This window comes from Neisseria sp. HMSC068C04, from assembly GCF_001810105.1.
Classification (GTDB): Bacteria; Pseudomonadota; Gammaproteobacteria; order Burkholderiales; family Neisseriaceae; genus Neisseria; species Neisseria flavescens_B.
This window is the reverse complement of the sequence record NZ_KV799925.1, coordinates 1-26,306: the sequence shown is the minus strand read 5'-3', so window position 1 is coordinate 26,306 and position 26,306 is coordinate 1. Positions and strand designations below refer to the sequence as shown.

Below are 26,306 nucleotides of genomic sequence, written 5' to 3'. Positions count from 1 at the left end.
ACCTGTTAGGGTTTGTTTTGCCAAAAATCTAAATATTCGATAAGCAGATACTCAAGTTGCATTTTAACACTCAAGGTATGGTATCCGTAAGGGTTGAGCGCGTTCAGACGGCCCAATAGGGCAAACAGCTTGCGTGAATCGGTTTTAGAGGCCGTCTGAAGCAGGGCTTGGGCATGGTGCGGATAATAAAGAGGCGCCATGCTTTGTTGTGCCAAGCCGACATCCATCAGCCACTTTTGCAGCCAGTCGATGAAAATGGCCAGTGGTTGTTTTTGTTTGTCGAACGCGGCGGCGTAGTCGAGTATGGCCAACAGGCGCGGGGCAGCCAGCAGCGTCAGCAACTCTTCGCGTAATGCGTCCAATTCGGGAGTCGGCGTGAATAAAGGCGCGCCGCTGTGGAATGCTAATAAGGCTTCGGCATTTTCTACGCCCTGTTGGCGCAGGTATGCCGCAGCCTGCTCATGGGTAGGCGAGGGCAGCACCATCTGGCGGCAACGGCTTTTGATGGTAGGTAGGAGTTTGTCGCGCGCATGGGTAACGAGCAGGAAAACGACGTGTTGCGGCGGCTCTTCCAGAGCTTTCAACAAACCGTTTGCCGCCTGTGTATTCATGCTTTCAGCCGGATGCACCAATACTACGCGCAGGCCGCCGCGGACAGCGGTCAGGTAAATGTTTTCCACAATATCGCGCACAGCATCGATTTTGATTTGCAGGAGTTTGCGTCCTGTTGCCTCGCCTTCGGGAATTTCCGGCGTGAGTTCGTAAAAGTCGGGATGCGTGTTTTGGCTGAACAAATGGCACGAAGCACACTCGCCGCAGGGTTCATGGCCGGACTTGGGCGATTCGCACAGCAATGCCTGCGCGACAAAGCGGGCAAACTCGGTTTTGCCGGTGTTTTCTTTGCCGGTAAACAGCCAGGCGTTGGGACGGTTTTGCCAATGGGCGGCGAGCTGTTGCCATTGGGTTTCATGCCATGGATAAATCATATCGTTTGGGAACTATAAGGTAGGTGGTTATTATACTCTCAGGCCGTCTGAAAAGGTTTCAGACGGCCTTTAATAAACTGCCTAAAAATTAATCAAATATATTTTTGCTTTGAAATATCAATCATTAAGCTTACTTATTCACAGACTTTGCACACGCTTGTTTGGGGAAAATGTGCATTTTGTTTGGCGGTAAAGTTGTGCTTAAAATTTAGGCAGATGTGTTTTTTAATTTTAAATCAGACAGTAATCTGATTTATGCACAAGCTGTCCACGCGATTGAACAGTGAAAATGTGCATGGTGGGGATACATTTCAGACGGCCTTATTTGCTGATTTTCAACAAAGCGGTCAAATCCCCGATAAATTTCGGTTCCCGTTTGATGAGGTAAACAATCAACGGAAGATTACCCACGGCAACAATCAAATACAGCAGCGTAATGCTGTCGAACAAGATCAGCAAAACCGCGCTCAAAATGGCGGCCGACACCATAAACACGCCGTTGATGATGTTGTTGGCTGCGACGGCGTGGGCGCGGAAGGTTTCGCTGCTGGCGGTTTGCAGCCAAGTGTAGAGCGGTACAGAGAAGAAGCCGCCGAAAAAGCCGATGGCCGACATCACGAGCATAATCGGATACGCTTGGGCTTGCGATAAAAACCAGATGATGCCGTTTAATTCAGTAAAGCGTTGGCCTTGGGTCAGCCACACCAGCAATAATCCACAGACAGTCAGACCCAATGTGCCGATGGTAACCAAGCCCAAAATCAGGCGCTCGTGGCTGAGTTTGGCGCATAACACCGAGCCGATGGCGATACCTATGGAGAACAGCGCCAACATCAGGTTGAACACATTATCGTTGCCGCCCAAATGGATTTGCGTGAACGTCGGCAGTTGGGTGGTATAAACCGAGCCGATAAACCAAAACCATGAAATACCGATGATAGAAGTGAATACGGGACGATCGGCCGTCGCTTCACGAATTAGTGAATTCGTGCCTTTGATGATGTTCCATTCGATTTTTGTGTCCGGCATTTTAGCGGGTACAGACGGCATAAACAGGCTGGTCATCGTGCCGCCGACGGCTACCAATAACACCAAACCGCCAACAATATACGGCGGAATGCCTGCGACTGCCGTACCTAAAATTTGACCGAGCAAGATGGCGATAAACGTACCCGATTCAATCAGGCTGTTGCCCATAATCAGCTCTTTGTCGTTAAGATAATCGGGCAAAATCGCGTATTTCAGCGGGCCGAACAAGGTCGATTGCGTGCCCATGCAAAACAGGCAGATTAAAAGCAAAGGTGCGGATTGGATGTAGAAGCCATACGCCGCCACTGCCATGATGATGATTTCCAACAGCTTGATCCAACGTGCCAAAACAGCTTTATCGAATTTGTTGCTCAGCTGCCCAGAGAGCGCGGAAAACAGGAAGTAGGGCAGGATAAACAGCATTGCGCCCAAGTTCAGCATTTGGCTGGGCGGCAGCAAGTCGTTTTTGCCCAAACCGTAAAAACTGATCATCACGAATAATGCGGTTTTGAACATATTATCGTTAAACGCGCCCAAAAACTGCGTCCCAAAGAGCGGCGCAAAACGGCGGGTCGTGTGGAAATTCAGATTATCTTTTTTAAGGCTCATTGTTTGGATTCTTTATCTTCGTCTTTTTCGATCAGTTTTTCAGTGGAGTCGTCGTCCATCAAAATGCGGTGCGCAGGGCCTTCAAGGTCGTCAAACTGTCCGTTTTTACCCGACCACCAGAAAAACCAGCCGATGATAAAGGCCAAAATAATGCTGATGGGGACAAGGATAAACATACTTTCCATTACATCGCTCCGGTCAAATCGGTCAGGATAAAGGTTTTACCGCTGATGGTCAGATACTCGTTGCGCAACGCACCGATATTTTTATCGTCAAAAAACAATTCGATACGGTCTTTAACCACGCGCCAGTATTGCGGGATATCGGTTTGCTCAAAAGGAGACAATACCGCCGCTTCGGCTACGTCTTCGCTTTGCAGCTTGATTGCGAAGCGTCCGCTTTGCGGCGGATTTTGCGATTCATCGTCTGCCAACATAATAAAAAATCCGGCGTGTTCGCCGTCTTGAGTGTGGATACTGAAATAATGCATATCGGGAAATCTTCAAAACCGCCGTCATTTTTTCAGACGGCCTAAAATAAAATTCCGTCCATTTTACATCAAATATTAAGTCAAGCAGCCGATTACATTTTTTGTTAGAATACGGCGTTTACTTTGTTAATCTGTTCAGACCGCTACCCACTACGTCCCACAAGGGGTGCAACATAGCCGGAGCAGCAGTAAGGTTCCGACAAAAATGCCGTCTGAAACCTCAAGGAGCATAAAATGACACAAAAATTAATCTTGGTTTTGAACTGCGGCAGCTCTTCTCTCAAAGGTGCCGTATTGGATAACGACAGCGGCGAAGTATTGCTGAGCTGCCTTGCCGAAAAACTCAACCTGCCCGATGCCTACATCACCTTCAAATTCAACGGCGAAAAACACAAAGTCGACCTGTCTGCCAAGCCCGACCACACCGGCGCAGTTGAAGCCCTGATGGAAGAACTCAAAGCCCACGGCCTCGACAGCCGCATCGGTGCGATCGGCCACCGCGTGGTAAGCGGCGGCGAATTGTACAGTGAATCCATTTTGGTTACCGACGATGTTATCGCTGGTATCGAAAAATGTATTCCACTTGCTCCTTTACACAACCCGGCCCACCTTTTGGGCCTGCGCGCTGCACAAAGCATCTTCAAAGGCCTGCCGAACGTTGTCGTATTCGATACCGCATTCCATCAAACCATGCCTGAACACGCTTACAAATATGCTGTTCCACATGAATTGTATGAAAAATACGGCTTGCGCCGCTACGGTGCGCACGGTACCAGCTACCGCTTCGTTTCTGACGAAACTGCACGCTTCCTCGGCAAAGACAAAAAAGACCTGCGCATGGTGATTGCCCACTTGGGTAACGGCGCATCTATTACCGCCGTCGCCAATGGCGAATCACGCGATACCAGCATGGGCCTAACCCCGCTGGAAGGTTTGGTAATGGGTACCCGCAGCGGCGACATCGATCCTGCAGTGTTCAGCTTCTTGGCTGAAAATGCCAACATGACCATTTCCCAAATCACCGACATGCTGAACAAAAAATCAGGTCTGCTCGGTATTTCAGGTTTGTCTAATGACTGCCGTACCATTGAAGAAGAAGCTGCCAACGGCCACGCAGGTGCCAAACTGGCTCTGGAAATCTTCATCTACCGCTTGGCTAAATACATCGGCAGCATGGCAGTAGCAGCCGGCGGTTTGGACGCATTGGTATTCACCGGTGGTATCGGCGAAAACTCCGATATCATCCGCGAGCGCGTACTCGGCTACTTGGGCTTCCTCGGTCTTCACATCGACCAAGAAGCCAACCTGAAAGCCCGCTTCGGCAATGCCGGTGTAATTACCACTGCCGACAGCAAAGCTGTTGCCGTTGTGATTCCTACCAACGAAGAATTGATGATTGCACACGATACCGCCCGTCTGAGCGGCCTGTAATCCGTCATTATTAAAAATCTGCCCGCAAGGGCAGGTTTTTTGTTGTGTATAGATAAAGAGAATTTTGAGAATATATTGAAAAAAGCCGGCAAACATTGCGTTTACCGGCTTTTTAATCAGTTCAATATTAAGAATGCTGATAGATAGGTTTAGAACTTATAACTGATGGTAAACAGCAAAGTCCTGCCTCGTGCGTAGTTGTTCAAGACAGAGCGTGTCGTACCGCCATATTTGCCATTGCATAAACCGTTGGCATCGCATTCGACTTCCTCATCATCTAAACCGCCTTTTCTTTCAAATACGCTGAAATAACGCTGGGTTGCGGCATCATTTGCGGCATCCAAAGGATCGACATAGCGTTTATTGAACGCATTTTGAATGTCGAAACGAAGGATAAGGTTTTTCTTCGGTTCATAATTGGCATAGAAATCAAAAATCATCGGTTGTCTGTTGATGCTTTCTGTTTTTTTGATCACCCTTCTGCCCATTTGATGTGAAGAGTAGGTATTGGCACCGGTTGTACCGTCAACAAATTCCTCCTCAGTCGTCGCCCGTGTACTTTTGCCGTAATAGCGCATAATGCCGCCGATGGTCAATTTGTTGCCCAACCATCGGGACCCTAATTCAAACCGCCCGTAATCTCGGGGCAGGCGGGAAATTTTGCTTAAGCCGTAACCTTGTTTGATTTGGTCTTCTTTAGAAGAATTACGGGGCGATTCGCTGGCATCGCTATAATTGGTCGGCTGGTTGGTTTTTTGATATGCGTAAGACAGGGTGGTAAAAAAGCGGCCGAAATCATAGTTCATTTCCACTTCCAAACCATTTTTATGAACAGGTTTGGCGTAGTTTCGATGCTGGATAGAGTATTGCAGGCCAGTACTGGTTACCCAGCTGGGTGCTTTATCCAAATCCCACCATTTGCCATAAACATTGTGGATGTAGTTGTTTATCCTGCTGCGATAGGCTACCAGTTTGAAACCCAATACATCGTCCGGCTTGAAAATCCCTTTTTTGAAGGTATTGAAGCCTATTTGGTAAGTATTGGCCTGTTCCGGCTTAAGGGCGGTATTGACGCCTGAGTCGCCGATTTGTGAAAAATACATTTCTTGAATATTCGGCATTCTATGCGTACGCGAATAGCTGATAAACGGCATAAAGTAGTCGTTGACATTGATGTTTAATGCTACCGAATGGTTTACCGCATGCTTTTTACCGGATTTGGTATACACCGGTTCGTAAAGGTCGCAGCTTGGCGTGCAATGCTGTTTATAAATTTCAGAATCTTCTCCAAATGCTTTTTTAAAGTCTTCTTGGGTATTGAAGTAGTCGGTATATTCGCCTTTGTAGCGGTAGTTGACCATATTGGCGCTGTAATTCAATTGATAAATGCCTTTTTTCAAGGAAGTATCAAAATAGAAGGTATTGAATTTTTGCTGGCCTGAAGGTTGCAATATCGTTGATTTTTGGGGAAATATTCCTTTGTCGCCTTTGAAGCGGCCTAAAAAGCTGTACAGGCCGGCATCTTGATCGGGGCCGTCGTAAAACAGGCTCAGCTCTTCCGGAAAGCGGTTTTTACTGTATTGGTTTTTAAAGAAATTGAAACCGACGGTGGCTTTTAAATCTGTTTTGTTGGGAAGTTTGAAAGAGAAGCGGTTGTTGATATCCAAAAGATTGGCTGTGTTTTTGGTTTCCAAATAATCCAACAGCCCCCATCCTGAAAAACGTGAGTTTTTCGGATATTTTTGTTTGCCCAGATTATGGGCGGCCAACACGTTTAAATCGACATAATCGCCAATGTTTAAATTGTAATTAGCTTGGTAGTTGCGGTTTTCTACTTTGCGGCTGCCGATACGGTTGTTCATGGTACGAAGCTGAAGATCCAGCTTGTTGTTGTCGTTTTCGTATTCCACTTTGACCAAATGGCTGTTTGAGCGTTGTTGCAGGCTGGTCGGGTCGATTGGAGTCAGGTCCCATTGCGGTGCCAAATTCTCTTTCCAGCTTCTTTCCAAGTCATCAACATAATCTCTTTGTAAAACTTCAGGATCGTTATATTTTTTGGCGAAAGGGTAATCCCAATAGCTTTTACCGACTGCATTGCGCTTGGAAAAGTCACGAACCCAGAGATTTTGTTCGTGGTCGAATTTCAATAAGTTGCTTTCAAAATATTCTTGTTTTTTACGGTCCAAATATTCTTCGCCAAAATTGCCGATACGCTGACCGCCGCCGCCCACTTTATAGTTTTGCTCGACATTACGGTGGCTGTAACCATATAACGCTCCAAGGCGCGCGCCGCTGTCAAACCATTTTTGTACCGCTCCGGTTGCCATAAAGTTGCTTTTGGTGCTGTTTGTGCCGGTCAATCCTTTGGTCAAGAGGCCGAAGGTATTGTTTCCGTGTACCACATCATCTACCCGTAAAGTACGGAAATTGGCTGTACCGGATAAGGTATTGATGCCGTTGGCACCCGAGAAACTGCCTTTGGTTACATCCACACCGGCAATAAAATTGGGATCCAGTGCCGTACCGAATTGCGAAGAGCTGCCGCTGCGCCCGGCATCGGCGGAAGTGGAATAGAAGGTTTGGGTTACGCCGTCAACCATCGTATTGACACGTCCCAAACCGCTATCGCCACGGATATTGACCGCCAATACTCCCGATCCCTTGTCTTGTTGGGTAAAAACGCCGGGCATGCTCCGAACGATGGTATCGATGTTTTCGCTGGATTGATAAATGCGTTCACGCGAACTTTTGGCTTGGCCTTCGGTAAAAACTTTTTTCTCTTTGGCAATGTGTTTGCCTTTGACTTGAATTTCATCAAGCTCTTGAGTTGAAACCTCGTCTTCTGCGTGTGCGATACTTGTTATAGCCAGTAAAGATAATGTTAGTAGATTTAATTTGAAATTCGGATTCATGATAGTTACCTCAGAAACGAAGTCGCTACTTTATAACATATTATTAAACTTTACAAATATTTTGATAATGGTTTCTATTTATTAAAAAATAAAGCAGATACTTGTTTCAGGAGATAATCCCCCCGCATATGATTCATCTAGCTGAAAAGATAAAGCAGGTCTGAATTTGAATTTGGTTGATCGAGAAGAAGGGAGATTTAATTGAATTTAAACAACTGGAAGAAGAAAATTTGATTGCGATATGTGAATTGAGCCGTCGGTTTCAAATGAAACCGGTAAAAAAACATGAAATGCAAAATATAAAGTTAATATAGAAAGATTTGAAGTCAGTTGAAGAAAAGGCCGTCTGAAAATGATATTTCAGACGGCCTTTATTGTTTTAAGCCTTATTCCGGACCGCGGAATGTGTCGTGGCAGGATTTACAGGTTGCACCGGTTTCGCCGTAAGCGGCTTTGATTTCTTCCAGTTTGCCGGTTTGGGCGGCGGCGTTGAGTTTCTCAACCGCAGCGACGAATTTTTCTTCTTCGGCTTTGAATTTTGCTGTGTCTGTCCAGATGGCAGGCAGGGCGCGGCCGTTGCCTTGAGGGTCGGATTCAAACAGGGTAAACGGTTTTTTGCTGTTTTCGGCAAAAGTGGCTGCAGCTTGTTTGAATTTTTCAACGTCGTAAGGCTCTTCGTCTTTGACCATTTTGCCCATGCGGGTAAACTCAGGCATCATGGATTTGAACGCGGCCGTACGGTCTTCGGAAATCGGGCCTTTAGGCTGGGAAGGCGCGCCGCTGCCGCCGCAGGCGGAAAGGGTAAGCGCCACTGCTGCCAAAGCAACAGGGAGAAAACGGGTTTTCATATGGAGTGTGTCCTATTGTGATGATATGATTATCGTTAAATTTAAAATCAGCCGGCCAAACACTCAGGCCGTCTGATAAGGCGTTATCATACCTTAAACCCAAGTCTGAAACGAGTATAGAAAGGAAACGATATGGCAATTTTGATTACCGGGGCATCGGCAGGATTCGGCGCGGCAATGTGTCGCACCTTTGTTGCGGCAGGCTATCATGTCATCGGCGCGGCAAGGCGCGAAGACAAATTGCAGCAGTTGGCAGAGGAATTGGGCGAGCAGTTTTACCCGTTGGAAATGGATGTTTCGCGTACGGAGTCAATTCAAAACGCTTTGAACAGCCTGCCCGAGCATTTGTCCGAAATCGATTGCCTGATCAACAACGCCGGTTTGGCTTTAGGTCTGGATACAGCCGATAAAGCCGATTTTGGCGATTGGGAAACCATGATTCAAACCAATATCATCGGCCTGACTTTTCTGACCCGCCAGATTTTGCCGCAAATGGTTGCGCGCAAACAAGGCTACATTATCAATTTGGGTTCGATTGCCGGCAGTTATGCTTATTCCGGCAGTAATGTCTATGGTGCAACTAAGGCTTTTGTGCGCCAATTCAGTATGAACCTGCGCGCCGAATTGGCAGATAAAAATATCCGCATTACCAATATCGAACCGGGTTTGTGCGGCGATACCGAGTTTTCCAATGTCCGTTTCAAAGGCGACGACCAGCGTGCGGCCGAGGTTTATGAGAATGTCGAGTTTATCCAGCCGCAAGATATTGCCGATACCGCTTTATGGCTCTATCAGCGTCCGGCGCGGATGAACGTCAATTCTATCGAAATCATGCCGGTTGCCCAGACCTTTGCAGGCATGAAAGTTTACCGTGACGCGCCTGCTCCGGTGAAACAAGAAACGTTTGAAAAACAAAGTATGTCTTTGTTTGGAAAAATTAAATCTTGGTTTAAATAATCGGCATCAGGCCGTCTGAACATTTCAGACGGCCTCTTTGTTATCTGAAATTGAGTAAACACGCTATAATGTAATTTTTTATTAACAAGGCCGTCTGAAAGGCTGTTTCAGTTATGAACGCAATCAAACAAAAAATCTTAGAACAAGCGCAGCGCGATGGCGTGCAGGTAACTGCATTGCGCGAGCAAGTGCTTGATATTGTTTTGAAACAAAGCGGCGTGATTAAAGCCTACAACGTTCTGTCGCAGATGCAGCAGCAAAGCGAGGGCGTGGTTGCGCCGCCGACGGCCTACCGCGCCCTTGATTTTTGGGCGGAACAGGGCGTTTTGCACAAAGTGGCAGCGGTCAACGGCTATATTTTGTGCAGCCACGCGCAGCACGAGTGCAACGACCATTGCCACGACCACGAAGAAACAGAGGCGCACCACAGCGCGTTTATTTTGGTTTGCACCGAATGCGGTACGGCGGATGAGCAGACCTTAAGCCAAGAATGGGCGGCCTTGCGTGCAGGCGTGGCCGAAACCGGTTTCTCATTAAAAGAAGAACATGTTGTTTTAACAGGAATTTGTAAAAAATGTCAGAAGTAAAAAAGACCAAAGTCCATTTGATTTCAGGCTTTCTCGGAACAGGCAAAACCACCGCCCTCAAAAGTCTGATGGCGCAAAAAGACCCGAATGAAAAATGGGTCATTATCGTCAACGAATTTGGCGAAATCGGCATTGACGGCGCCGTCTTGAGCGACAACGGTATTCCCGTGGCAGAAATTGCCGGCGGCTGTTTGTGCTGTACTGCCGGCGCGCAAATGGGTACGACCGTACAAAAAATGCTGCGCGATGCCCAACCCGACCGCTTGATGATTGAAGCCAGCGGCCTGGCGCACGCCGCCAGCGTGATCGACGAACTGAAAGCCAAACCGCTCGACAGCATGTTGGAAATCGGTGCCGTTTTTACCGTCGTCGATCCGCGCCAATTCATTAATCCCGATTATGCGCAACAAGCATTGTACAAAGACCAAATCGGTATTTGCGACGTATTGGTCGCCAGCAAAACAGACTTGTGTACGCCCGAGCAGCTGGCCGAGTTTCACGATAAAGCGGCTAAGCTGTTTCCGCCTAAAGCCAAAGTGGTTGAAGTTCAAAATGCGCAACTCGACATCCAATGGCTTGATATTCCCGTTGTCGAAAAATCGCGCTACCGCCTCAAAGCCTTGCCGGACAACACCATGGGCTTCCAGTCTCAAGGCTTCACTTTCCCTGCCGGGCGTGATTTCGACGGCGAAAAGCTGACCGATTTCTTCAACGACCTGCCTAAATTTACAGACGGCCTCGTGCGCGCCAAAGGCGTGTTTCAAGTACTCGGTACATGGGTGTGGCTCAACTGGGTGGACGGTCAATGGGGCGCAAACCAAGTTTCATGGCGCCGTGATTCCCGCTTTGAATTGATTGCCAAATCGTTTGATGCGGATTTGATTGAGAAGCAATTGCAGGAGGCGTTGGAGAAGTAAATCATCGGCCAAACGCTTATTAATCCGTTACTATATGCCGTCTGAAGTCAGCGGTTTCAGACAGCCTTTAAATCAAAAAAAATAGAGGAACACTTAACCATGTGGCGTTATATCTTTCATCGTATGCTCCTTTTGATTCCCACGTTGTTGGGGATTTTGGCGATTACTTTCGCCGTGATTCAGTTTGTCCCCGGAGGTCCGGTGGAGCAGATGGTTCAGCAGCTGACGCAGGGCGCGGTTGGCGGTGAAACAGCAGGACACAGCATGCCTGGAACTTTGGCCAAAAACGGCAACCGCATCAGTGCGGAAGATTTGGCCGCGTTGAATGCTTTATACGGTTTCGACAAGCCGCCAGTGACGCGTTTTGTCGATATGGTATGGAAATTCGCCCGTTTCGATTTGGGCGAGAGCTTTTTCCACCACCAAACCGTATTTGAGTTGGTAAAAGAGAAAATGCCGGTATCGATGAGTTTGGGTTTGTGGACGTTTTTCCTGACTTATTTGATATGTATTCCGTTGGGTATTGCCAAGGCGGTCAGGGATGGCAGCCGTTTCGATACGATTACGGGTATGATCATTTTGGTCGGCTATACCGTACCGCCGTTTGTATTGGGTTTGGTGTTGCTGGTGTTGTTTGGCGGCGGCAGCTTTTTTGCCTGGTTTCCGCAGGGCGGCTTGGTCGGCGATGATTTCGATACGCTCTCTTGGGCAGGTAAAGTCAAAGATTATTTATGGCATATGGCCTTGCCGATTACCGCTTCGGTGGCAGGCAACTTGGCGGTGATGACCGTATTGACGAAAAATGTGTTCCTTGAAGAAATCCGCCGTCAATATGTTTATACCGCGCGAGCCAAGGGCTTGCCTGAGAAACAGATTTTGTGGAAGCATATTTTCCGCAACGCCATGATTCCTCTGATTACCGGTTTCCCGGCCGCATTTATCGGCGCATTCTTTACCGGCAGCCTGTTGATTGAAACGCTGTTCTCGCTGGATGGGTTGGGTTTGCTGTCTTATGAGGCAGTAATGAAACGCGATTATCCTGTCGTAATGGGTACGCTGTATGTGTTCACGCTGATGGGGTTGTTGGCTAAATTGGTGTCGGATATTTCTTATTCATGGGTCGATCCGCGTATTCACTTTGGCGGACAGAAATAAGGCCGTCTGAAAATATCTTCAATCCATTATTAAAGAATGTTTCGAACCATGAAAAAGAAAAAATCTACTTCAAACCCTACTTGGCAAGCCTTTAAGCAGCATAAGCGCGGTTGGTTGGCTTTGCGGATTTTGGCCGTTTTGTTTGTCGTCACTTTGCTTGCGCCTTTGTGGAGCAACGACAAACCTTTGTGGATACGCTATCAGGGCGAGTATTTCTTCCCCTTGGTAAACGAATACAACGAAACCGCATTTGGCGGCGATTTCGATACGCCTGCGGATTATCTGGATCCGCTTATCCGCCACAACATTACTTCAGACGGCAATTTTGCCCTTTACCTGCCCAATCCTTACGATGCCGATACCTTGAACGATTTTGATACGGCACCCGATCCGGCCAAACCGTCCGAACGGCATATCTTGGGAACGGATGACCGCGGCCGCGACCTGTTGGCGCGCTTGGTTTACGGTTTCCGCGATTCGCTGTTGTTTGCCTTGGTGTTGACCGTGGTAACTACCGTAATCGGCGTGGTTGCAGGTGCGGTGCAGGGTTATTTCGGCGGCAAAACCGACCTTCTGATGCAGCGTTTTATCGAGGTTTGGGGCGGTATGCCGGAGCTGTACCTCTTGATTATCCTGTCTTCTTTCTTTAATCCGGGGCTGTTGATTTTGCTGGTGTTGCTGTCGCTTTTCGGCTGGATGGGCTTGTCCGACTATGTCCGTGCCGAGTTTTTGAAAAACCGCCAGACCGATTATGTTTTGGCGGCGCGTGCGATGGGCGTGAGCAACCGTGAAATCATGTGGCGCCATATCCTGCCCAACAGTTTGACGCCGGTATTGGCCTTCCTGCCTTTCCGTATTTCAGGTGCGGTACTCGCCCTGACCAGTTTGGACTTCTTGGGCTTGGGCGTACCTGCCTCACAGGCGAGTTTGGGCGAGTTGCTGGCGCAAGGCAAAGACAACTTGGACGCGTGGTGGATCGGCCTGTCTGCCGTTGCTACGTTGACGGTGATGCTGCTTTTGCTGGTGATGATCGGCGAAGGTTTGCGTCAGGCATTTGACGTACGCGCACGCAGTTAATTGCTTTTCTAAAGCGTGAAGAGGATGGGCGGAAAGGCTTATCCTGCATTCTCAGGGCCGTCTGAAAAGTTTCAGACGGCCTCATCCATTCGTTTGAATCATTAAAAACCATGAATCAAGAAATCACATTTCTTACTCTTTTTCTGCTCGGCTTTTTTGGAGGAACGCATTGTGTCGGCATGTGCGGCGGATTGAGCAGCGCATTCGCTTTGCAGCTGCCGCCACATTTAAACCGAATCGGGCTGATTGTATTGTTGAACTTGGGGCGCATCAGCAGCTATGTCGTCATTGGCCTGTTGGTCGGTTTGGTCGGGCAGGTCGGCATTTCCTTAGACGATACGCGTGCGGTTCAAAACGGTTTGTATATTGCCGCCAATGTTTTGCTGCTTTTGCTCGGTCTGTATCTTGCCGGTATTTCGACCGCCGCAACCAAAATCGAAGGCATCGGCAAACCGATATGGAAACGCCTGAATCCTTTGCTGAACAAATTGCTGCCGATTAAATCGGTGCCTGCCTGTTTCGGCGTGGGCGTGCTTTGGGGCTGGCTGCCTTGCGGTTTGGTGTACAGCGCGTCTTTGTATGCCTTGGGCAGCGGCAATGCCTTGCACGGCGGGCTGTATATGCTGGCGTTTGCCTTGGGAACCTTGCCGAACCTGCTCGCGATGGGCATATTTGCCGCGCAGTTGAAAACCTTTCTGCAGAAACGTATGGTTCGTTTGTGCGCCGGATTGTTGGTGGCAGGATGGGCAATATGGCGTTTGGCTGTATTTGCAATGGGGCAAATCGGGTAAGGTAAAGGGGATTTATTTAGTCTGTTTTTATTGCCATCAAAAAGGCCGTTTGAAAGATTTTCAGACGGCCTTTTCACAAGAAAGATTTAATGTATCAAATTCCAAGCCATTTTGGCGGCAATCAGCAGCAACATAATGCCGAAGGCGATTTTGAGTTTTCGGGCGGGCAGCTTGTGCGCCGTTTTTACGCCGAGCGGAGCAAAGAGGATGGTGGCAACGCTCAATATGGCCATGGCCGGAAGATAGATAAAGCCTGCCGCGCCTTCAGGCAGGTTGGCAATATGCAAACCGTTGGCAAAATAGCCGATGGTGCCGGCAATCGAAATCGGCCATGCCAAACCTGAAGATGTGCCGATGGCGCGGTGTGCCGGAAAGTTGCAATACAGCAGAAATGGAACGGATAGCGAACCGCCGCCGATACCGACCCAACTTGAAGCCGCCCCAAAAAGCGTGCCGACGGCTGTCAGGCCGGGGAGTTCAGGCAGGGTGCGTGAAGGTTTGGGTTTGGAATCGCGTAGGGTTTTGAGTGCGATAAAGGCAAGAAATGCAATAAAGAAAACCTGCAAAGCCAGCGTCGGCATATATTTTGCCGACACCGCGCCGAGGAGTACGCCGAGTATCATGCCCGGCGTCATCCGGCGGACGGTCGCCCAATCGATGGCATGCTTTTTATGTTGGGCGTACATGCTGGAGAAGGTGGTAAACACCATGACGGCAAAGGAAGTGCCGATGGCAAGATGCTGGGCATAGGGGTGGCCGCCTATGCCTTGCAGCTGCAACGCCCATAAGACAACAGGAACAATCAACGTGCCGCCGCCTACGCCGAACAGTCCGGCAATAAAGCCTGCCGCGCTACCGACGGTGAGCAGGGCAAGGATAATGTCCCAAGACCACATTTCAGACGGCCTTGTCGTGTTTGTGTGCTTTATGGCGTTTTTTAAACCAACGGATGACTGCCATCACATAACCGGACAGGCTGTAACCGAGGAAGAACAAGAAGAGGACGAGCGAAGGCTTCCAGTTGATGAGCAGCAATACCAACACGGCCAATACCATGCCCATAAACGGCACTTGGCGGCGGATGTTGATTTCTTTGAAGCTCCAAAACGGAATCTGCACAATCATGGAAATACCGGCAAACAGGGTGATACCCAATGCCCACCAATGCACGCCGGGGAAGCGTTCAAAGCTGTGATTGACCCAAATCAGGCCGACAATCAATGCAGCGGCGGTCGGGCTTGGAACGCCGATAAACCAGCGTTTATCGACCTTGCCGATGAGCGTGTTGAACAGTGCCAAACGCAGGGCGGCGCAAGCGCAGTAGATAAAGGCGACGGAATAACCGATTTTTCCAAACTGCCAAAGTTGCCATTTATAGGCAATCAGGGCAGGCGCCACGCCGAAGCTGACCATATCGGCAAGGCTGTCGAGCTGTTCGCCGAATGCGCTCTGGCTGTTGGTCAAACGGGCAACGCGTCCGTCCATGCCGTCGAGCAGCATGGAAAGGAAAACTGCAATCGCCGCCGTTTCATAACGTCCGTGCATGGACTGGGTAATGGCAAAGAACGCGCAAAACAGTGCGGCGATGGTAAAGGAATTGGGCAGCAGGTAAATGCTGTTTTTGCGGATGGAGTTGCGTGGAGGAATCGGATTTTCTGTATTTTGTGCGTTGTCCATAATGTTTCCGTATATGCTGCGTGTGCAGATGAGGCATTATACCGCATTGGTTGGTTAAGGATTTTTAAAAGGCAGACATAGTTTCACTTCAATCGCATAAAGTTTCAGACGGCCTTTATTGCGTCAGTCAAACAACTCGCCCTGTGCCTGCTCTTTGGTCACGCGTACGTCGGTTTCGCCGTCGGCAAAAGTGATGTGCAGTTTCTGCCCTTGTTTCAACAGTTCGGCATTGCGAATGACTTGTCCGCGTGTATTTTTGACGACCGAAAAGCCGCGCTCCAGAATATGCTGCGGCGATACGGCCTCGAGCAATGCAGCTTGGGCAGTCAGGCTTTGACGGCGGTGGGCAAGCAGCTGGCGGAAGGAGTGCGACAAGGCCGTCTGAAAGCGGTCGATATTGTTTTTGTAAACGGAAACATCAGGACGGCAATGTTTCAGGGTTTGGGTTTGGCGTTCAAAACGGGCGGTATGGGCGCGGAAGTTTTGCGTCATGGAATAAGACAGCATTTGCGCCAGCTTGCTGATTGAGGCACGCTGCTCGTCAAGTTTTTGGCGCGGATGACGGATTTGCCGCGCCAGCCAGTCGAGTTTTTGGCTGGCATCGAAATAGCGTTGTTCCAAAACGGTTTTCAGACGGCCTTGCGCTTGGGCGAGGCGGTGTAACGATTCTTGGCGGTTGGGGCTGACCAGCTCTGCCGCACCGGTCGGTGTCGGTGCGCGTACGTCGGCGACGAAATCGGCAAGCGTGAAATCGGTTTCGTGTCCTACGCCGCTGACGACGGGAATCGAGCAGGCTTCGATGGCGCGTACGACCGGCTCTTCATTAAACGCCCACAAGTCTTCGATGCTGCCGCCGCCGCGACAGACAATCAGTACGTCACATTCGGCGCGTTGCGAAGCGGTTTTAATCGCTTGGGCAATTTGCAACTCGCTGCCTGTGCCTTGAACGGGTGTCGGATAAACGATAACGGGAATTTCGGGCGCACGGCGTTTCAGGGTGGTCACGACATCGCGCAAAGCCGCCGCCGCCAGACTGGTGACAATGCCGATACATTGCGGATGGGTAGGTAACGGTTTTTTGCGTTCCGCTGAAAACGCGCCTTCCGCCTGCAACTGCGCCTTCAATCGTTCATAGGCTTCGTAAAGCTGCCCCAAACCTTTGAGCCGTACTTCGTTTACGGTAATCTGAAATTCGCCCCGCGCTTCATAAATGCTGATTTTTCCTGATACTTCGATATGGTCGCCTTCTTTCAAAGGCTTCGCCAAACGCATAGCCGCGCCCTTAAACATCGCGCAACGTACCTGCGCGCGGCTGTCTTTGAGCGAGAAATAATAATGTCCGCTGGCGGCACGGGTCAGATTGGACACTTCACCGGCAATCCATAAGCCTGCGAGATGGTCTTCCAGCAAGGCTTTGGCAAGGGCGTTGAGCTCGGATACGGAAATGGAGGAGGGCGCGAAAAGTTCGGACATTACGAAACGGAAAAAATTTGGGAAAGCTGAATTATAAGGGTTTTAGAGCGATTCGTTGTATTCGTTTTCATGAAACTTGCGCCCTTTGTTTTAATATTATCAAAGCCGCATGTTCAGACGGCCTTGTCTGGGTGGGCTTGTGTTATATTATCGTTTGATTTCCGCTTCAAAAGCCATGCGTATGCCCAAACTCCACCAAATTATCGAACGCCATTGGCAATCCCCCAATCCGTTTCTGTCTTTGCTGCTGAAACCATTGTCCAAGCTGTTTGCCAAAATTGCGGTGAAACGGCGCGATGATTTTGTTTCAGGCCGTCTGAAAAGCGAAAAATTGCCAGTGCCTGTGGTGGTGGTCGGCAATATTCATGCCGGCGGAACAGGGAAAACGCCGATAGTCGCCGCGCTGGTGTCGGGTTTGCAGGAAAAGGGCGTTAAGGTCGGCATCATCAGCCGAGGTTACGGGCGCAAGAGCAAGGCGGTTCATGTATTGAATACAGCCAGCAGCGCGGCAGATGCAGGCGACGAACCTTTATTGCTGTTTCGCCAAACCGGTACGCCAACGGCGGTAGGCAGCAGCCGTGCAGAAGCAGGCAGGGCATTGCTTGCGGCACATCCGGAGCTTGAATTGATTGTGGCCGACGACGGCTTGCAACATTATGCCTTGCAACGCGATATGGAAATTGCCGTATTCCCGGCGGCAGATACTGGACGCACCAATTTAGATTTACTGCCCAACGGCAGCTTGCGCGAACCTTTGTCTCGGTTGGCTTCCGTTGATGCGGTCGTCGTCAGTGGCGGAAAAGCAGATACGGCATTCAGGCCGTCTGAAAATATGTTTGCCAGCCATATTGAAACAGGGCAGATTTACCGTTTGAACAGGCCGTCTGAAAAATTGGATTTGGCGGGTTTGGGAAATCAAACCGTCGCTGCCGTCGCCGGTATCGCCAAGCCGGAGCGTTTTTTCAATACGTTGCAAAGCCTGAATATCGCTTTGAAACAAACCGTTGCCTTGCCTGATCATGCAGATATTACGGCAGCGGATTTGCCGGACGCAGATGTGGTGATTATCACGGAAAAGGATGCGGTCAAATTTTCAGACGGCCATGGCCTGAATCAAGTGTGGGTCTTGCCTGTTTATGCGATAATTGAGCCGGATTTGGCGGCGTTTGTATCCGCGAATGTTTCAATCTAAATGCTTATAGATGTTTCACAGATGTTTTAAGATGATCTTCAAACTACGCGATAGGAGTAAATCATGAAGTTAAAATATTTGTTGGTCGCTTGCGCAGCTTTATTTGTATCCACTCAAAGCTTAGCTGCCAAACCAAGTGATGAATCTGCAATGAAATGGTTGGAGATTCAAGGGATAAGCAATAATTATAGCGAGAAAGTACAACGTTCTTTGGAGATGGTGAATAAAGAGGACAATGAGCGCTTGTTAACGATGACGCCCAAAGCTCAAAAAGCGCAGATGAAGGCGGTCATCAGTCGTTATATGAAAAACATGCAAGACGATTTGAGCCGCCCTGAGTTGAAAAAACAATGGTTGGATGAAGAAAAGCGTGCCGTACAGAAAGTATTTACACAAGAAGAAGTCGATGTAACCAACCGTTTTTTCTCTTCGGCTCAGGGAAAAAATATTTTGAAAAAGATAAGAAGTTTACAACAGCATGGTGGAAATCTTGAGGATGTATTGAGCCAATCGGATATAGAAAAGATGGCTGAAGCATTTGGGCATGGTGCCGGTAAGTCTGCGCTCGAAAAAGTCAAGCATTTCGATAAGCTAAGTGATGAGATTATCCAAAAAAACATGAGTCAAAACTACCTCAATGCAAGCAATAAATATACGCCTGCTTTTGAGGAGCAAACACATGGTATTTTATGCAAAGGCAACCAACATTTGCCGAAGTGTGCCAAATAATTTTCCGACTATCTGAAAATATTTATTTTTTGTTGAAAGGTAGAAAAAGATGAAGCTGAAAACCTTATTATTGCCCTTCGCCGTACTGGTATTGTGTGCCAATGCGTTTGCCGCCACACCTAGCGATGAGTCACTGGAGCGTTGGTTGGATACGCAGTTTTTTGACCGGGAATTAGAAAAAAATATGATTGACGGTTTCAATGTTGGATTTAAACCGTATGCAGATAAAGCCCTTGCCAAAGTACCAGAAGCGAAAAAAGAGCAAATGGCAAAAGCTATTGATCGTTATCGCGAAAATGTTTTGAGAGATTTGATCACGCCCGAAGTGAAACAGACTATCCGCAATAATTTATTAAAGAATGCCAAATTAACATACACTCAAGAAGAAGTTGACGGCATGATTGCCTTTAATAGTTCACCTGTCGGGCAGGCTGTTGTTGTTAAGACTCCTCTTATGCTCAATCAAGCTATGAACGAACTAATGACTTTTGGATTGGCATTAACAGAGAAAGTTGCACAGCGTCATATGCCTGAATTTGCGAAAGAGATGCAAGGTATCATGTGCGGCGGCAAAAAACCTGATACAAGCTGTAAACAAGCCAAATAGGTTGGGAAAAAGCATAAGAAATAAATTATAGTCGTCTGAAAATATTTCAGACGACCTCCAATTTATCAAACGAAAGTAACCCCATGGAAAAAAAATTCTTAGACATCCTTGTTTGTCCTGTTACCAAAGGCAAACTCGAATACCATCAAGACAAACAGGAATTGTGGAGCCGTCAGGCGAAGCTGGCTTATCCGATTCGTGACGGCATCCCTTATATGTTGGAAAACGAAGCACGAGCGTTGAGCGAAGAGGAACTGAAAGCATGACCGAATTTGTCGTATTGATTCCGGCGCGGTTGGATTCTTCACGTCTGCCGGGAAAGGCTTTGGCCGATATTCACGGTAAACCGATGGTTGTACGCGTTGCCGAGCAGGCAGCGAAAAGCAAGGCCGCGCGTGTTGTCGTTGCCACCGACCATCCCGATATTCAGACGGCCTGTCAGGCGCACGGTGTCGAAGTGGTCATGACTTCAAATCAACATGAAAGCGGTACAACGCGCCTTGCCGAAGCGGCCAATACGCTGAAACTGCCGCAGCATATGATTGTTGTGAACGTACAAGGCGACGAGCCTTTAATCGATCCCGAACTTATCAACCGTACAGCCGAAGTTTTGGTTGAAAACAATGTACAAATGGCAACTGCCGCCCACGAATTGCACGATTTTGACGAGTTTATGAATCCTAACGTCGTCAAAGTCATCCTCGATAAAAACCGCAACGCCATCTATTTCAGCCGCGCCCCGATTCCTTATCCGCGTGATGTGATGCGTGCCGAAAAACGCGAATTGCCTTCCGAAACAGCCGTTTTACGCCACATTGGTATTTATGCCTATCGTGCAGGCTTCCTGCAACGCTATTCGGAAATGGATGTTTCTCCTTTGGAAACCATCGAATCGCTGGAACAGTTGCGCGTCCTGTGGCACGGTTATCCGATTGCTGTTGAAATCACCCAAGAAGCGCCTGCTGCCGGTGTGGATACGCAGGAAGATTTGGACAGAGTACGTGTTGCGTTTAAAGCTTAAGGCCGTCTGAAAGGAAAAGACATGAATGATTTCCGCCATTTAAGCCGTGAAGAACAAAAATTGCTTGCCGACGTGGAGAAGCTGGTAAGAGATGACGAACAAGAATTCAACTATGACATGCTGAAAATAGAAGCGCCGGAGCAGGCCAGCGGCGAGTTTTGGTTCCGTATGGCAGAAATGCTCAGCACTTTGCCGCCTAACCAGTCGTTGGACTTGCGTATGAACGGCGGACGCTTGACCGTTGCCGTATCGATTTTGTCCGTATTGCTGCAAGACAATCCGGATGTTCCACAGCTTTGGGCACAAAAAATCATTGCGCTCAACTATTTGGCTCATGGTCATCAAACCCGTGCAATCGGTTTGGCGCAGCAGCCTGACAAAGCGGCCGAAGCCAATGAGGAAGAATATTTGGCGAAAGCCTTATCGCAAAACTTGCTTTCCACTTTGAAAGACGCGATAGAGCGATTCCCTGAAGACTCCTGGTTTATCGAAATGCGCGACGATGCATGGAAGCATTTCGGCCCGAAAGAGGCCGTCTGAAGTTTTGAACGATAAACACAAGCCGTGTAAAATTATCTGAACATTAAATCCGTCAACCAAAAGGACTCATCATGAAAGTATTATTGTTGGGCGCGCCAGGCGCCGGCAAAGGCACACAGGCTCAATTCATCACTGCTGCATTCGGCATTCCTCAAATCTCTACCGGCGACATGCTCCGCGCAGCTATCAAAGCAGGCACTCCGCTGGGTTTGGAAGCAAAAAAAATCATTGATGAAGGCGGTTTGGTACGCGATGACATCATTATCGGCATGGTCAAAGAGCGCATTGCCCAAGACGACTGCAAAAACGGTTTCCTGTTTGACGGTTTCCCACGTACATTGGCACAAGCCGAAGCCATGGTTGAAGCTGGTGTGGATTTGGATGCCGTGGTTGAAATCGATGTACCTGACAGCGTGATTGTCGACCGCATGAGCGGCCGCCGTGTGCATTTGGCTTCCGGCCGTACTTACCACGTTACCTACAATCCGCCTAAAGTCGAAGGCAAAGACGACGTAACCGGCGAAGATTTGATTCAACGCGACGACGATAAAGAAGAAACCGTGAAAAAACGCCTTGCCGTTTACCACGAGCAAACCGAAGTTTTGGTTGATTTCTACAGCAAACTGGAAGGAGAACACGCGCCTAAATACATCAAAGTTGACGGCACCCAAGCAGTAGAAGCCGTGAAAGCCGAAGTATTGAAAGGTTTGGGCAAATAAGTTTTGCCAAAGTAAAATCATAAGGCCGTCTGAAAAAATATTTTCAGACGGCCTTTTCATATTATTGTATGTGGGTCAACTGAATTTTTGTTCTAGTTCTTTTGCTAGAGTCCATCCTGCTGCTTCAAGTAATGCAACAGAAATAGTTGGTGCAACAACGCTGCCTAAGCCTGGAATTAATTTTGACAATTCTTTTGCTATTGTTTTTATGGGTTGTTTTAACATGGTATTTTTAATTGCAGCTATAGCCATTGCCTTGGCAGCTGCTTCGGTCATATTACCACCAAAAACAGCACAAAGGCTTGTGCACATAGTAGTCATTGTAACCATATCTGTAGCGATACCAAGTCCTGGTACGGGTATGGCGTTGCCTGCGGCAGCAGCAATTGCATGAGAATGAATAATTTTATGGCATTTTGATTCTTGAGCTGGTGTCATAGTTTTCTCGTAACAGATAAGATATAAAACGGCGCAATACTACGTTATTCGTAGTAAATAATCAAGAAAAATATACGAAATTCGTAACTTTGGTTCTTAGGATAGAAGTTATGAATTTACAAGAAATTTTTACAAGGCGATTTAAGGAAGCAAGAAAAGCAAAAAATTTGACGCAGGAGAAACTGGGACTGGCGATAGGGTTAGATGAGTTTGTGGCAAGTACGCGTATTAATCGCTATGAGAAAGGAAATCATCAGCCTGATTTGAATACTTTGCAGAAAATTGCTGAAGTATTGGAAGTTCCACCAGCCTTTTTTTTCAGTGATGATGAATTTTCTGTAAAAATTTTAGATTTATATAAGAATAATTAAGGTGTGTTGTGATGAGGCCGTCTGAAAAAATATTTTCAGACGGCCTTTTGTGTACAAAAGCTGTTAAAATCGAAGCTATAACCGTTTATCCGCAGGCATCTTATGAATCCCTTGATCTCCGACTTCCAAACTCAGCAACAACGCACCCCCGTTATCGTCGCCCTCGATTTTGCCAACGAAAAAGATACGCTCGGATTTGTCCGCAATCTTGACCCGACACTGTGTCAAATCAAAATCGGCAAAGAGCTGTTTACCGCAACCGGCCGTAATTTAGCGGAAAGCTTAATCAATCAAGGTTTCAAACTTTTCCTCGATTTGAAATACCATGATATTCCCCACACAGTTGCTCAGGCCTGTAAAGTTGCCGCCGATATGGGCGTTTGGATGGTCGATATGCACGCCTCCGGTGGTCGTCGTATGATGGAAGCCGCCGCCGAAGCCGTTGCCGGATATCAAACCAAGCCTCTCCTAATCGGCGTAACCGTGTTGACCAGCATGGAACAAAGCGACTTGGCAGAAATCGGTTTGAATATTGCTCCCGAAGAGCAAGTTATCCGCTTGGCAAAACTGACACAAAGTGCAGGCTTGGATGGCGTGGTATGTTCCGCTCAAGAAGCCACGCCGCTGCGCCGTGAATTGGGACAGGATTTTGTCTTGGTAACGCCCGGCATCCGTTTGGACGTTGCCGGCAATAATGACGACCAACGCCGTATTATGACCCCGGCTGAAGCATTGGCTGCTGGTTCAACCTATTTGGTCATGGGCCGTCCGGTAACCAAAGCTGCAGATCCGGTAGCCGTATTGCGTGAAGTTAATCGAATAGCCAACACTTAAGGCCGTCTGAAGTATGAAGGCGATTGTAATTGGCGCGACAGGCGCAACAGGAAAAGCCTTGTTGCCTCTGCTTGCAGCCAGTTCAGAGGTTGAGCCTATTGACTGTTTTGGTCTCAGACATCCTGATTTTACCCACCAAAAGCTAAATAGCCGTCAGATTGATTTTTCTCATCCTGATGATTGGCGCGAAGAAGTGCAGGGCGATGTATTGTTTGCCTGCTTGGGAACAACTCTGAAAGCGGCTGGCAGTAAAGAAGCGCAATGGGCTATCGATTATGAAGCGAATCTTGAATTTGTCAAAGCCGCACGAGAAAACGGCGTGCATACCTTGGTTTTGGTTTCCGCGTCCGGCGCCAATGTCGCTTCGCGCCTGTTTTATCAAAGGATGAAAGGCGAATTGGAGCAGGCATTAATTGCTTTGAACTTTCCGTGCCTCATCATTTTCCGTCCACCATTGCTGATTCGTCCGAATAGCGATCGATTGGGTGAGAAAATTGCCGAACGGATTTTGCATGGATTCAACCGTATCGGGCTGATGAAAAGCCAACGTCCGCTTGCTGTCGAAAATTTGGCACAAGCCATGCTGAAAGCGGCGTTGTTGTCATCTCATGAACAGGCATCGTACTCGAAAAACCATATGCAGATATATGAGCCTCAAGATATTTTTAGGCTGTTAGATCAATAATCTGATAACAAGCCTTACACAGAGATTTTAATGGAGCCAGTATGGTAACCAAGTTCCAACAAGAAACCCTCAAATCCCGTTTCGCACAAGCCAAAGTCCTGGTTGTCGGCGATGTAATGCTTGATCGCTATTGGTTTGGTGATGTGTCCCGTATTTCTCCTGAAGCCCCCGTGCCGGTGGCGAAAATTGCCCGTATCGACCAACGAGCGGGCGGAGCGGCGAACGTTGCGCGCAATATCGCCTCATTAGGCGGTAAAGTAGGGCTGTTGTCCGTTACCGGCGATGATGAAGCTGCAGATGCGCTAGACGCATTGATGGTGCAAGACGGCGTTGCTTCCTATCTGATGCGCGACAAGCAAATTGCGACTACTGTGAAATTGCGCGTTGTTGCCCTTAATCAGCAGCTTATCCGACTTGATTTTGAAGAATCGCCTCATCGTGAGGTGTTGGAACAAATCAAACATCAATATCGTGAAGTGTTGCCCGAATATGATGCCATTATTTTTTCAGATTACGGTAAGGGCGGTTTGTCGTATATTTCCGATATGATCGATTGGGCGAAGCAGGCTGGTAAACCCGTTTTAATCGACCCCAAAGGCGATGATTACGAAAAATATGCCGGCGCTACGCTGATTACGCCTAACCGTGCAGAATTGAAAGAAGTGGTGGGAAGCTGGAAAAACGAAAACGATTTGACCGAGAAAGCCCAAAATCTGCGCCGCCATCTCGACTTGACCGCGATTTTGTTGACTCGAAGCGAAGAGGGGATGACCCTGTTCAATGAGGGCGAGCCGATTTATCAGCCTACACGGGCCCAAGAAGTCTATGATGTATCCGGTGCGGGCGATACCGTTATTGCCGGAGTGGGCTTGGGTTTGGCTGCTGGTTATACCATGCCCGAAGCGATGCATCTCGCTAATACTGCGGCAGGGGTTGTCGTAGCGAAACTTGGTACGGCGGTTTGCTTGTTTACCGAATTGACCAAGGCATTGGAAGAACAATAATTGCTGTTTCAGACGGCCTTAAAATCTAAAGGCCGTCTGAAAATGGAGTTGGAAAATAATCCAGACAGACAAGTTTTTATTTTCAGACGGCATGATTACTTCAAGGCCGTCTGAAAAATCAAAATAAAGGAAACTCATTATGACCATTATCGTAACAGGTGCGGCCGGCTTTATCGGCAGCAACATCGTCAAAGCACTGAACCAACGCGGTATTACCGACATTGTTGCCGTCGATAATTTGAGCAAAGGCGAAAAATTTAAAAACCTTGCCGAGTGTGAAATTGCCCATTATCTCGATAAACACGAATTTATCCGCCAAGTGCGCGGTCATCTTTTGCCTTACGACGATATTGAAGCCGTTTTCCATCAAGGTGCATGTTCCGATACCATGAATCATGACGGCCTTTACATGATGGACAACAACTACCAATACACGCTCGATCTCTTGGACTGGTGTCAGGATGAACGCATTCCGTTCCTTTATGCTTCCAGCGCCGCAGTGTACGGCAAGGGCGAAATCTTCCGCGAAGAGCGCGAATTGGAAAAACCGCTCAATGTATATGGCTACTCTAAATTCTTGTTTGACCAAGTATTGCGTCGTCGTATGAAAGAAGGTCTGACAGCCCAAGTTGTCGGCTTCCGCTACTTCAATGTTTACGGACAACAGGAACAGCACAAAGGTCGTATGGCATCCGTCGCCTTCCATCATTTCCACCAATACCGCGAACATGGTTATGTCAACTTGTTTGGCGCCAATGACGGCTACGGCAACGGCGAGCAAACACGCGATTTTGTCAGTGTAGAAGACGTTGCTAAAGTTAACCTTTACTTCTTCGACCATCCCGAGCTTTCAGGCATCTTCAATCTTGGTACGGGCCGTAGCCAACAATTTAACGAACTTGCCGCCGCAACCGTCAACGCCTGCCGTGCAGCCGCAGGCAAGCCTGAAATGAGTTTGAAAGAGCTGGTTGAAGAAGAGCTTATCCGTTATATCCCATTCCCAGATGCACTCAAAGGCAAATATCAGAGCTTTACTCAAGCGGATATTACCAAGCTGCGCAAAGCCGGGTATAAAGAAGAATTCTTGGATGTAAAACAAGGCGTCAGCCGTTACGTTAAATGGATGCTGGAGAACTTGGTTTAATTCCTTTTGCTTGAATGAAGAAAGGCCGTCTGAAAAAGGGTTTTCAGATGGCCTGAGACCTTTGCAAAATTCCCCAAAATCCC

Annotated in this window: 29 protein-coding genes; 19 read left to right on the top strand and 10 right to left on the bottom strand. The window is 48.2% G+C overall.

Features of this window, described 5'->3' with window-relative positions; translation table 11 throughout:
• Positions 1 to 5 precede the first annotated feature (5 nt).
• The 4 genes from HMPREF2700_RS03855 to HMPREF2700_RS03840 form a co-directional block, all read right to left on the bottom strand.
• Complete coding sequence (locus tag HMPREF2700_RS03855) at positions 6 to 986, bottom strand: DNA polymerase III subunit delta' (protein WP_070590293.1); 981 nt, start codon at positions 984 to 986, stop codon at positions 6 to 8.
• Positions 987 to 1,307: 321 nt separating this feature from the next.
• Entirely contained in the window at positions 1,308 to 2,624 is a 1,317-nt protein-coding gene (locus tag HMPREF2700_RS03850) for an MFS transporter (protein ID WP_070590290.1), read from the bottom strand.
• Entirely contained in the window at positions 2,621 to 2,809 is a 189-nt protein-coding gene (gene ccoS, locus HMPREF2700_RS03845; RefSeq protein ID WP_003681462.1) for a cbb3-type cytochrome oxidase assembly protein CcoS, read from the bottom strand. The genes HMPREF2700_RS03850 and ccoS overlap by 4 nt, the downstream gene beginning before the upstream one ends.
• On the bottom strand, positions 2,809 to 3,114 hold the full coding sequence (locus tag HMPREF2700_RS03840) for an HLGFF motif protein (protein ID WP_070590287.1): 306 nt from the start codon (positions 3,112 to 3,114) through the stop codon (positions 2,809 to 2,811). Before HMPREF2700_RS03840 ends, ccoS begins: the two co-directional genes overlap by 1 nt.
• Before the next feature lie 234 nt (positions 3,115 to 3,348).
• Here HMPREF2700_RS03840 and HMPREF2700_RS03835 point away from each other — a divergent pair, with 234 nt between their 5' ends.
• Positions 3,349 to 4,545 carry an acetate kinase gene (locus tag HMPREF2700_RS03835; protein ID WP_070590284.1) on the top strand — a complete coding sequence of 399 codons (1,197 nt, stop codon included), beginning with the start codon at positions 3,349 to 3,351 and terminating at the stop codon, positions 4,543 to 4,545.
• Positions 4,546 to 4,694: 149 nt separating this feature from the next.
• Here the strand turns inward: HMPREF2700_RS03835 and HMPREF2700_RS03830 are convergent, their stop codons facing one another.
• Both HMPREF2700_RS03830 and HMPREF2700_RS03825 read right to left on the bottom strand, forming a co-directional pair.
• Positions 4,695 to 7,457: a TonB-dependent receptor domain-containing protein gene (locus tag HMPREF2700_RS03830; protein ID WP_070590282.1), complete on the bottom strand. Its 2,763-nt coding sequence runs from the start codon at positions 7,455 to 7,457 to the stop codon at positions 4,695 to 4,697.
• 386 nt (positions 7,458 to 7,843) lie between these two features.
• Complete coding sequence (locus tag HMPREF2700_RS03825) at positions 7,844 to 8,305, bottom strand: c-type cytochrome (protein ID WP_070590279.1); 462 nt, start codon at positions 8,303 to 8,305, stop codon at positions 7,844 to 7,846.
• Between the two features lie 132 nt (positions 8,306 to 8,437).
• Between HMPREF2700_RS03825 and HMPREF2700_RS03820 the strand changes: the two genes are divergently transcribed.
• The 6 genes from HMPREF2700_RS03820 to HMPREF2700_RS03795 all read left to right on the top strand — a co-directional run bounded on the left by HMPREF2700_RS03820 (position 8,438) and on the right by HMPREF2700_RS03795 (position 13,789).
• Positions 8,438 to 9,262, top strand: a complete 825-nt coding sequence (locus tag HMPREF2700_RS03820; RefSeq protein WP_070590277.1) for an SDR family oxidoreductase — start codon at positions 8,438 to 8,440, stop codon at positions 9,260 to 9,262.
• Between the two features lie 113 nt (positions 9,263 to 9,375).
• Positions 9,376 to 9,849, top strand: a complete 474-nt coding sequence (locus tag HMPREF2700_RS03815; RefSeq protein ID WP_003746077.1) for a Fur family transcriptional regulator — start codon at positions 9,376 to 9,378, stop codon at positions 9,847 to 9,849.
• On the top strand, positions 9,837 to 10,766 hold the full coding sequence (locus HMPREF2700_RS03810) for a CobW family GTP-binding protein (RefSeq protein WP_070590274.1): 930 nt from the start codon (positions 9,837 to 9,839) through the stop codon (positions 10,764 to 10,766). Before HMPREF2700_RS03815 ends, HMPREF2700_RS03810 begins: the two co-directional genes overlap by 13 nt.
• A gap of 99 nt (positions 10,767 to 10,865) precedes the next feature.
• Entirely contained in the window at positions 10,866 to 11,921 is a 1,056-nt protein-coding gene (locus tag HMPREF2700_RS03805; RefSeq protein WP_070590271.1) for an ABC transporter permease subunit, read from the top strand.
• A gap of 36 nt (positions 11,922 to 11,957) precedes the next feature.
• Complete coding sequence (locus HMPREF2700_RS03800; RefSeq protein WP_063076440.1) at positions 11,958 to 12,998, top strand: ABC transporter permease; 1,041 nt, start codon at positions 11,958 to 11,960, stop codon at positions 12,996 to 12,998.
• 110 nt (positions 12,999 to 13,108) lie between these two features.
• Positions 13,109 to 13,789 (top strand): sulfite exporter TauE/SafE family protein, encoded by a 681-nt coding sequence (locus HMPREF2700_RS03795; protein ID WP_003680951.1) that lies wholly within the window; start codon positions 13,109 to 13,111, stop codon positions 13,787 to 13,789.
• Positions 13,790 to 13,875: 86 nt separating this feature from the next.
• Here HMPREF2700_RS03795 and HMPREF2700_RS03790 read toward each other — a convergent pair whose 3' ends face one another.
• The 3 genes from HMPREF2700_RS03790 to xseA all read right to left on the bottom strand — a co-directional run bounded on the left by HMPREF2700_RS03790 (position 13,876) and on the right by xseA (position 16,939).
• Positions 13,876 to 14,685: a sulfite exporter TauE/SafE family protein gene (locus tag HMPREF2700_RS03790; protein WP_070590269.1), complete on the bottom strand. Its 810-nt coding sequence runs from the start codon at positions 14,683 to 14,685 to the stop codon at positions 13,876 to 13,878.
• Between the two features lies 1 nt (position 14,686).
• Positions 14,687 to 15,466: a CDP-diacylglycerol--serine O-phosphatidyltransferase gene (gene pssA / locus HMPREF2700_RS03785; RefSeq protein ID WP_070590265.1), complete on the bottom strand. Its 780-nt coding sequence runs from the start codon at positions 15,464 to 15,466 to the stop codon at positions 14,687 to 14,689.
• Positions 15,467 to 15,589: 123 nt separating this feature from the next.
• The gene (xseA, locus tag HMPREF2700_RS03780) at positions 15,590 to 16,939 is read right to left on the bottom strand and encodes an exodeoxyribonuclease VII large subunit (protein WP_070590262.1); all 1,350 of its coding nucleotides are present in this window, start codon (positions 16,937 to 16,939) and stop codon (positions 15,590 to 15,592) included.
• A 181-nt stretch (positions 16,940 to 17,120) separates the two neighbouring features.
• Here xseA and lpxK point away from each other — a divergent pair, with 181 nt between their 5' ends.
• From lpxK to adk, 7 genes are all read left to right on the top strand, one after another.
• The gene (lpxK, locus tag HMPREF2700_RS03775) at positions 17,121 to 18,131 is read left to right on the top strand and encodes a tetraacyldisaccharide 4'-kinase (protein ID WP_070590258.1); all 1,011 of its coding nucleotides are present in this window, start codon (positions 17,121 to 17,123) and stop codon (positions 18,129 to 18,131) included.
• 63 nt (positions 18,132 to 18,194) lie between these two features.
• Positions 18,195 to 18,860 carry a DUF2059 domain-containing protein gene (locus tag HMPREF2700_RS03770; RefSeq protein WP_070590255.1) on the top strand — a complete coding sequence of 222 codons (666 nt, stop codon included), beginning with the start codon at positions 18,195 to 18,197 and terminating at the stop codon, positions 18,858 to 18,860.
• 49 nt (positions 18,861 to 18,909) lie between these two features.
• Positions 18,910 to 19,467 (top strand): DUF2059 domain-containing protein, encoded by a 558-nt coding sequence (locus HMPREF2700_RS03765; protein WP_070590254.1) that lies wholly within the window; start codon positions 18,910 to 18,912, stop codon positions 19,465 to 19,467.
• Between the two features lie 83 nt (positions 19,468 to 19,550).
• Positions 19,551 to 19,733: a Trm112 family protein gene (locus HMPREF2700_RS03760; protein WP_003679524.1), complete on the top strand. Its 183-nt coding sequence runs from the start codon at positions 19,551 to 19,553 to the stop codon at positions 19,731 to 19,733.
• Positions 19,730 to 20,488 (top strand): 3-deoxy-manno-octulosonate cytidylyltransferase, encoded by a 759-nt coding sequence (kdsB, locus tag HMPREF2700_RS03755; protein ID WP_070590252.1) that lies wholly within the window; start codon positions 19,730 to 19,732, stop codon positions 20,486 to 20,488. The genes HMPREF2700_RS03760 and kdsB overlap by 4 nt, the downstream gene beginning before the upstream one ends.
• A 21-nt stretch (positions 20,489 to 20,509) precedes the next feature.
• Positions 20,510 to 21,028: a 3-deoxy-manno-octulosonate cytidylyltransferase gene (locus tag HMPREF2700_RS03750; RefSeq protein WP_070590249.1), complete on the top strand. Its 519-nt coding sequence runs from the start codon at positions 20,510 to 20,512 to the stop codon at positions 21,026 to 21,028.
• A gap of 71 nt (positions 21,029 to 21,099) precedes the next feature.
• Positions 21,100 to 21,747 (top strand): adenylate kinase, encoded by a 648-nt coding sequence (gene adk / locus HMPREF2700_RS03745; protein ID WP_003746105.1) that lies wholly within the window; start codon positions 21,100 to 21,102, stop codon positions 21,745 to 21,747.
• A gap of 75 nt (positions 21,748 to 21,822) precedes the next feature.
• Here the strand turns inward: adk and HMPREF2700_RS03740 are convergent, their stop codons facing one another.
• The gene (locus HMPREF2700_RS03740; RefSeq protein ID WP_070590248.1) at positions 21,823 to 22,185 is read right to left on the bottom strand and encodes a hypothetical protein; all 363 of its coding nucleotides are present in this window, start codon (positions 22,183 to 22,185) and stop codon (positions 21,823 to 21,825) included.
• Positions 22,186 to 22,295: 110 nt separating this feature from the next.
• Here HMPREF2700_RS03740 and HMPREF2700_RS03735 point away from each other — a divergent pair, with 110 nt between their 5' ends.
• The 5 genes from HMPREF2700_RS03735 to rfaD all read left to right on the top strand — a co-directional run bounded on the left by HMPREF2700_RS03735 (position 22,296) and on the right by rfaD (position 26,223).
• Positions 22,296 to 22,556, top strand: coding sequence for a helix-turn-helix domain-containing protein (locus HMPREF2700_RS03735; protein ID WP_003746109.1), 261 nt, complete (start codon positions 22,296 to 22,298; stop codon positions 22,554 to 22,556).
• A gap of 102 nt (positions 22,557 to 22,658) precedes the next feature.
• Entirely contained in the window at positions 22,659 to 23,390 is a 732-nt protein-coding gene (gene pyrF / locus HMPREF2700_RS03730) for an orotidine-5'-phosphate decarboxylase (RefSeq protein ID WP_070590245.1), read from the top strand.
• Positions 23,391 to 23,403: 13 nt separating this feature from the next.
• Positions 23,404 to 24,075, top strand: coding sequence for an NAD(P)H-binding protein (locus HMPREF2700_RS03725; protein WP_070590243.1), 672 nt, complete (start codon positions 23,404 to 23,406; stop codon positions 24,073 to 24,075).
• Positions 24,076 to 24,116: 41 nt separating this feature from the next.
• Positions 24,117 to 25,079: a D-glycero-beta-D-manno-heptose-7-phosphate kinase gene (gene rfaE1, locus HMPREF2700_RS03720; RefSeq protein ID WP_070590241.1), complete on the top strand. Its 963-nt coding sequence runs from the start codon at positions 24,117 to 24,119 to the stop codon at positions 25,077 to 25,079.
• Between the two features lie 139 nt (positions 25,080 to 25,218).
• The gene (gene rfaD / locus HMPREF2700_RS03715) at positions 25,219 to 26,223 is read left to right on the top strand and encodes an ADP-glyceromanno-heptose 6-epimerase (protein WP_070590238.1); all 1,005 of its coding nucleotides are present in this window, start codon (positions 25,219 to 25,221) and stop codon (positions 26,221 to 26,223) included.
• Positions 26,224 to 26,306: the final 83 nt, after the last annotated feature.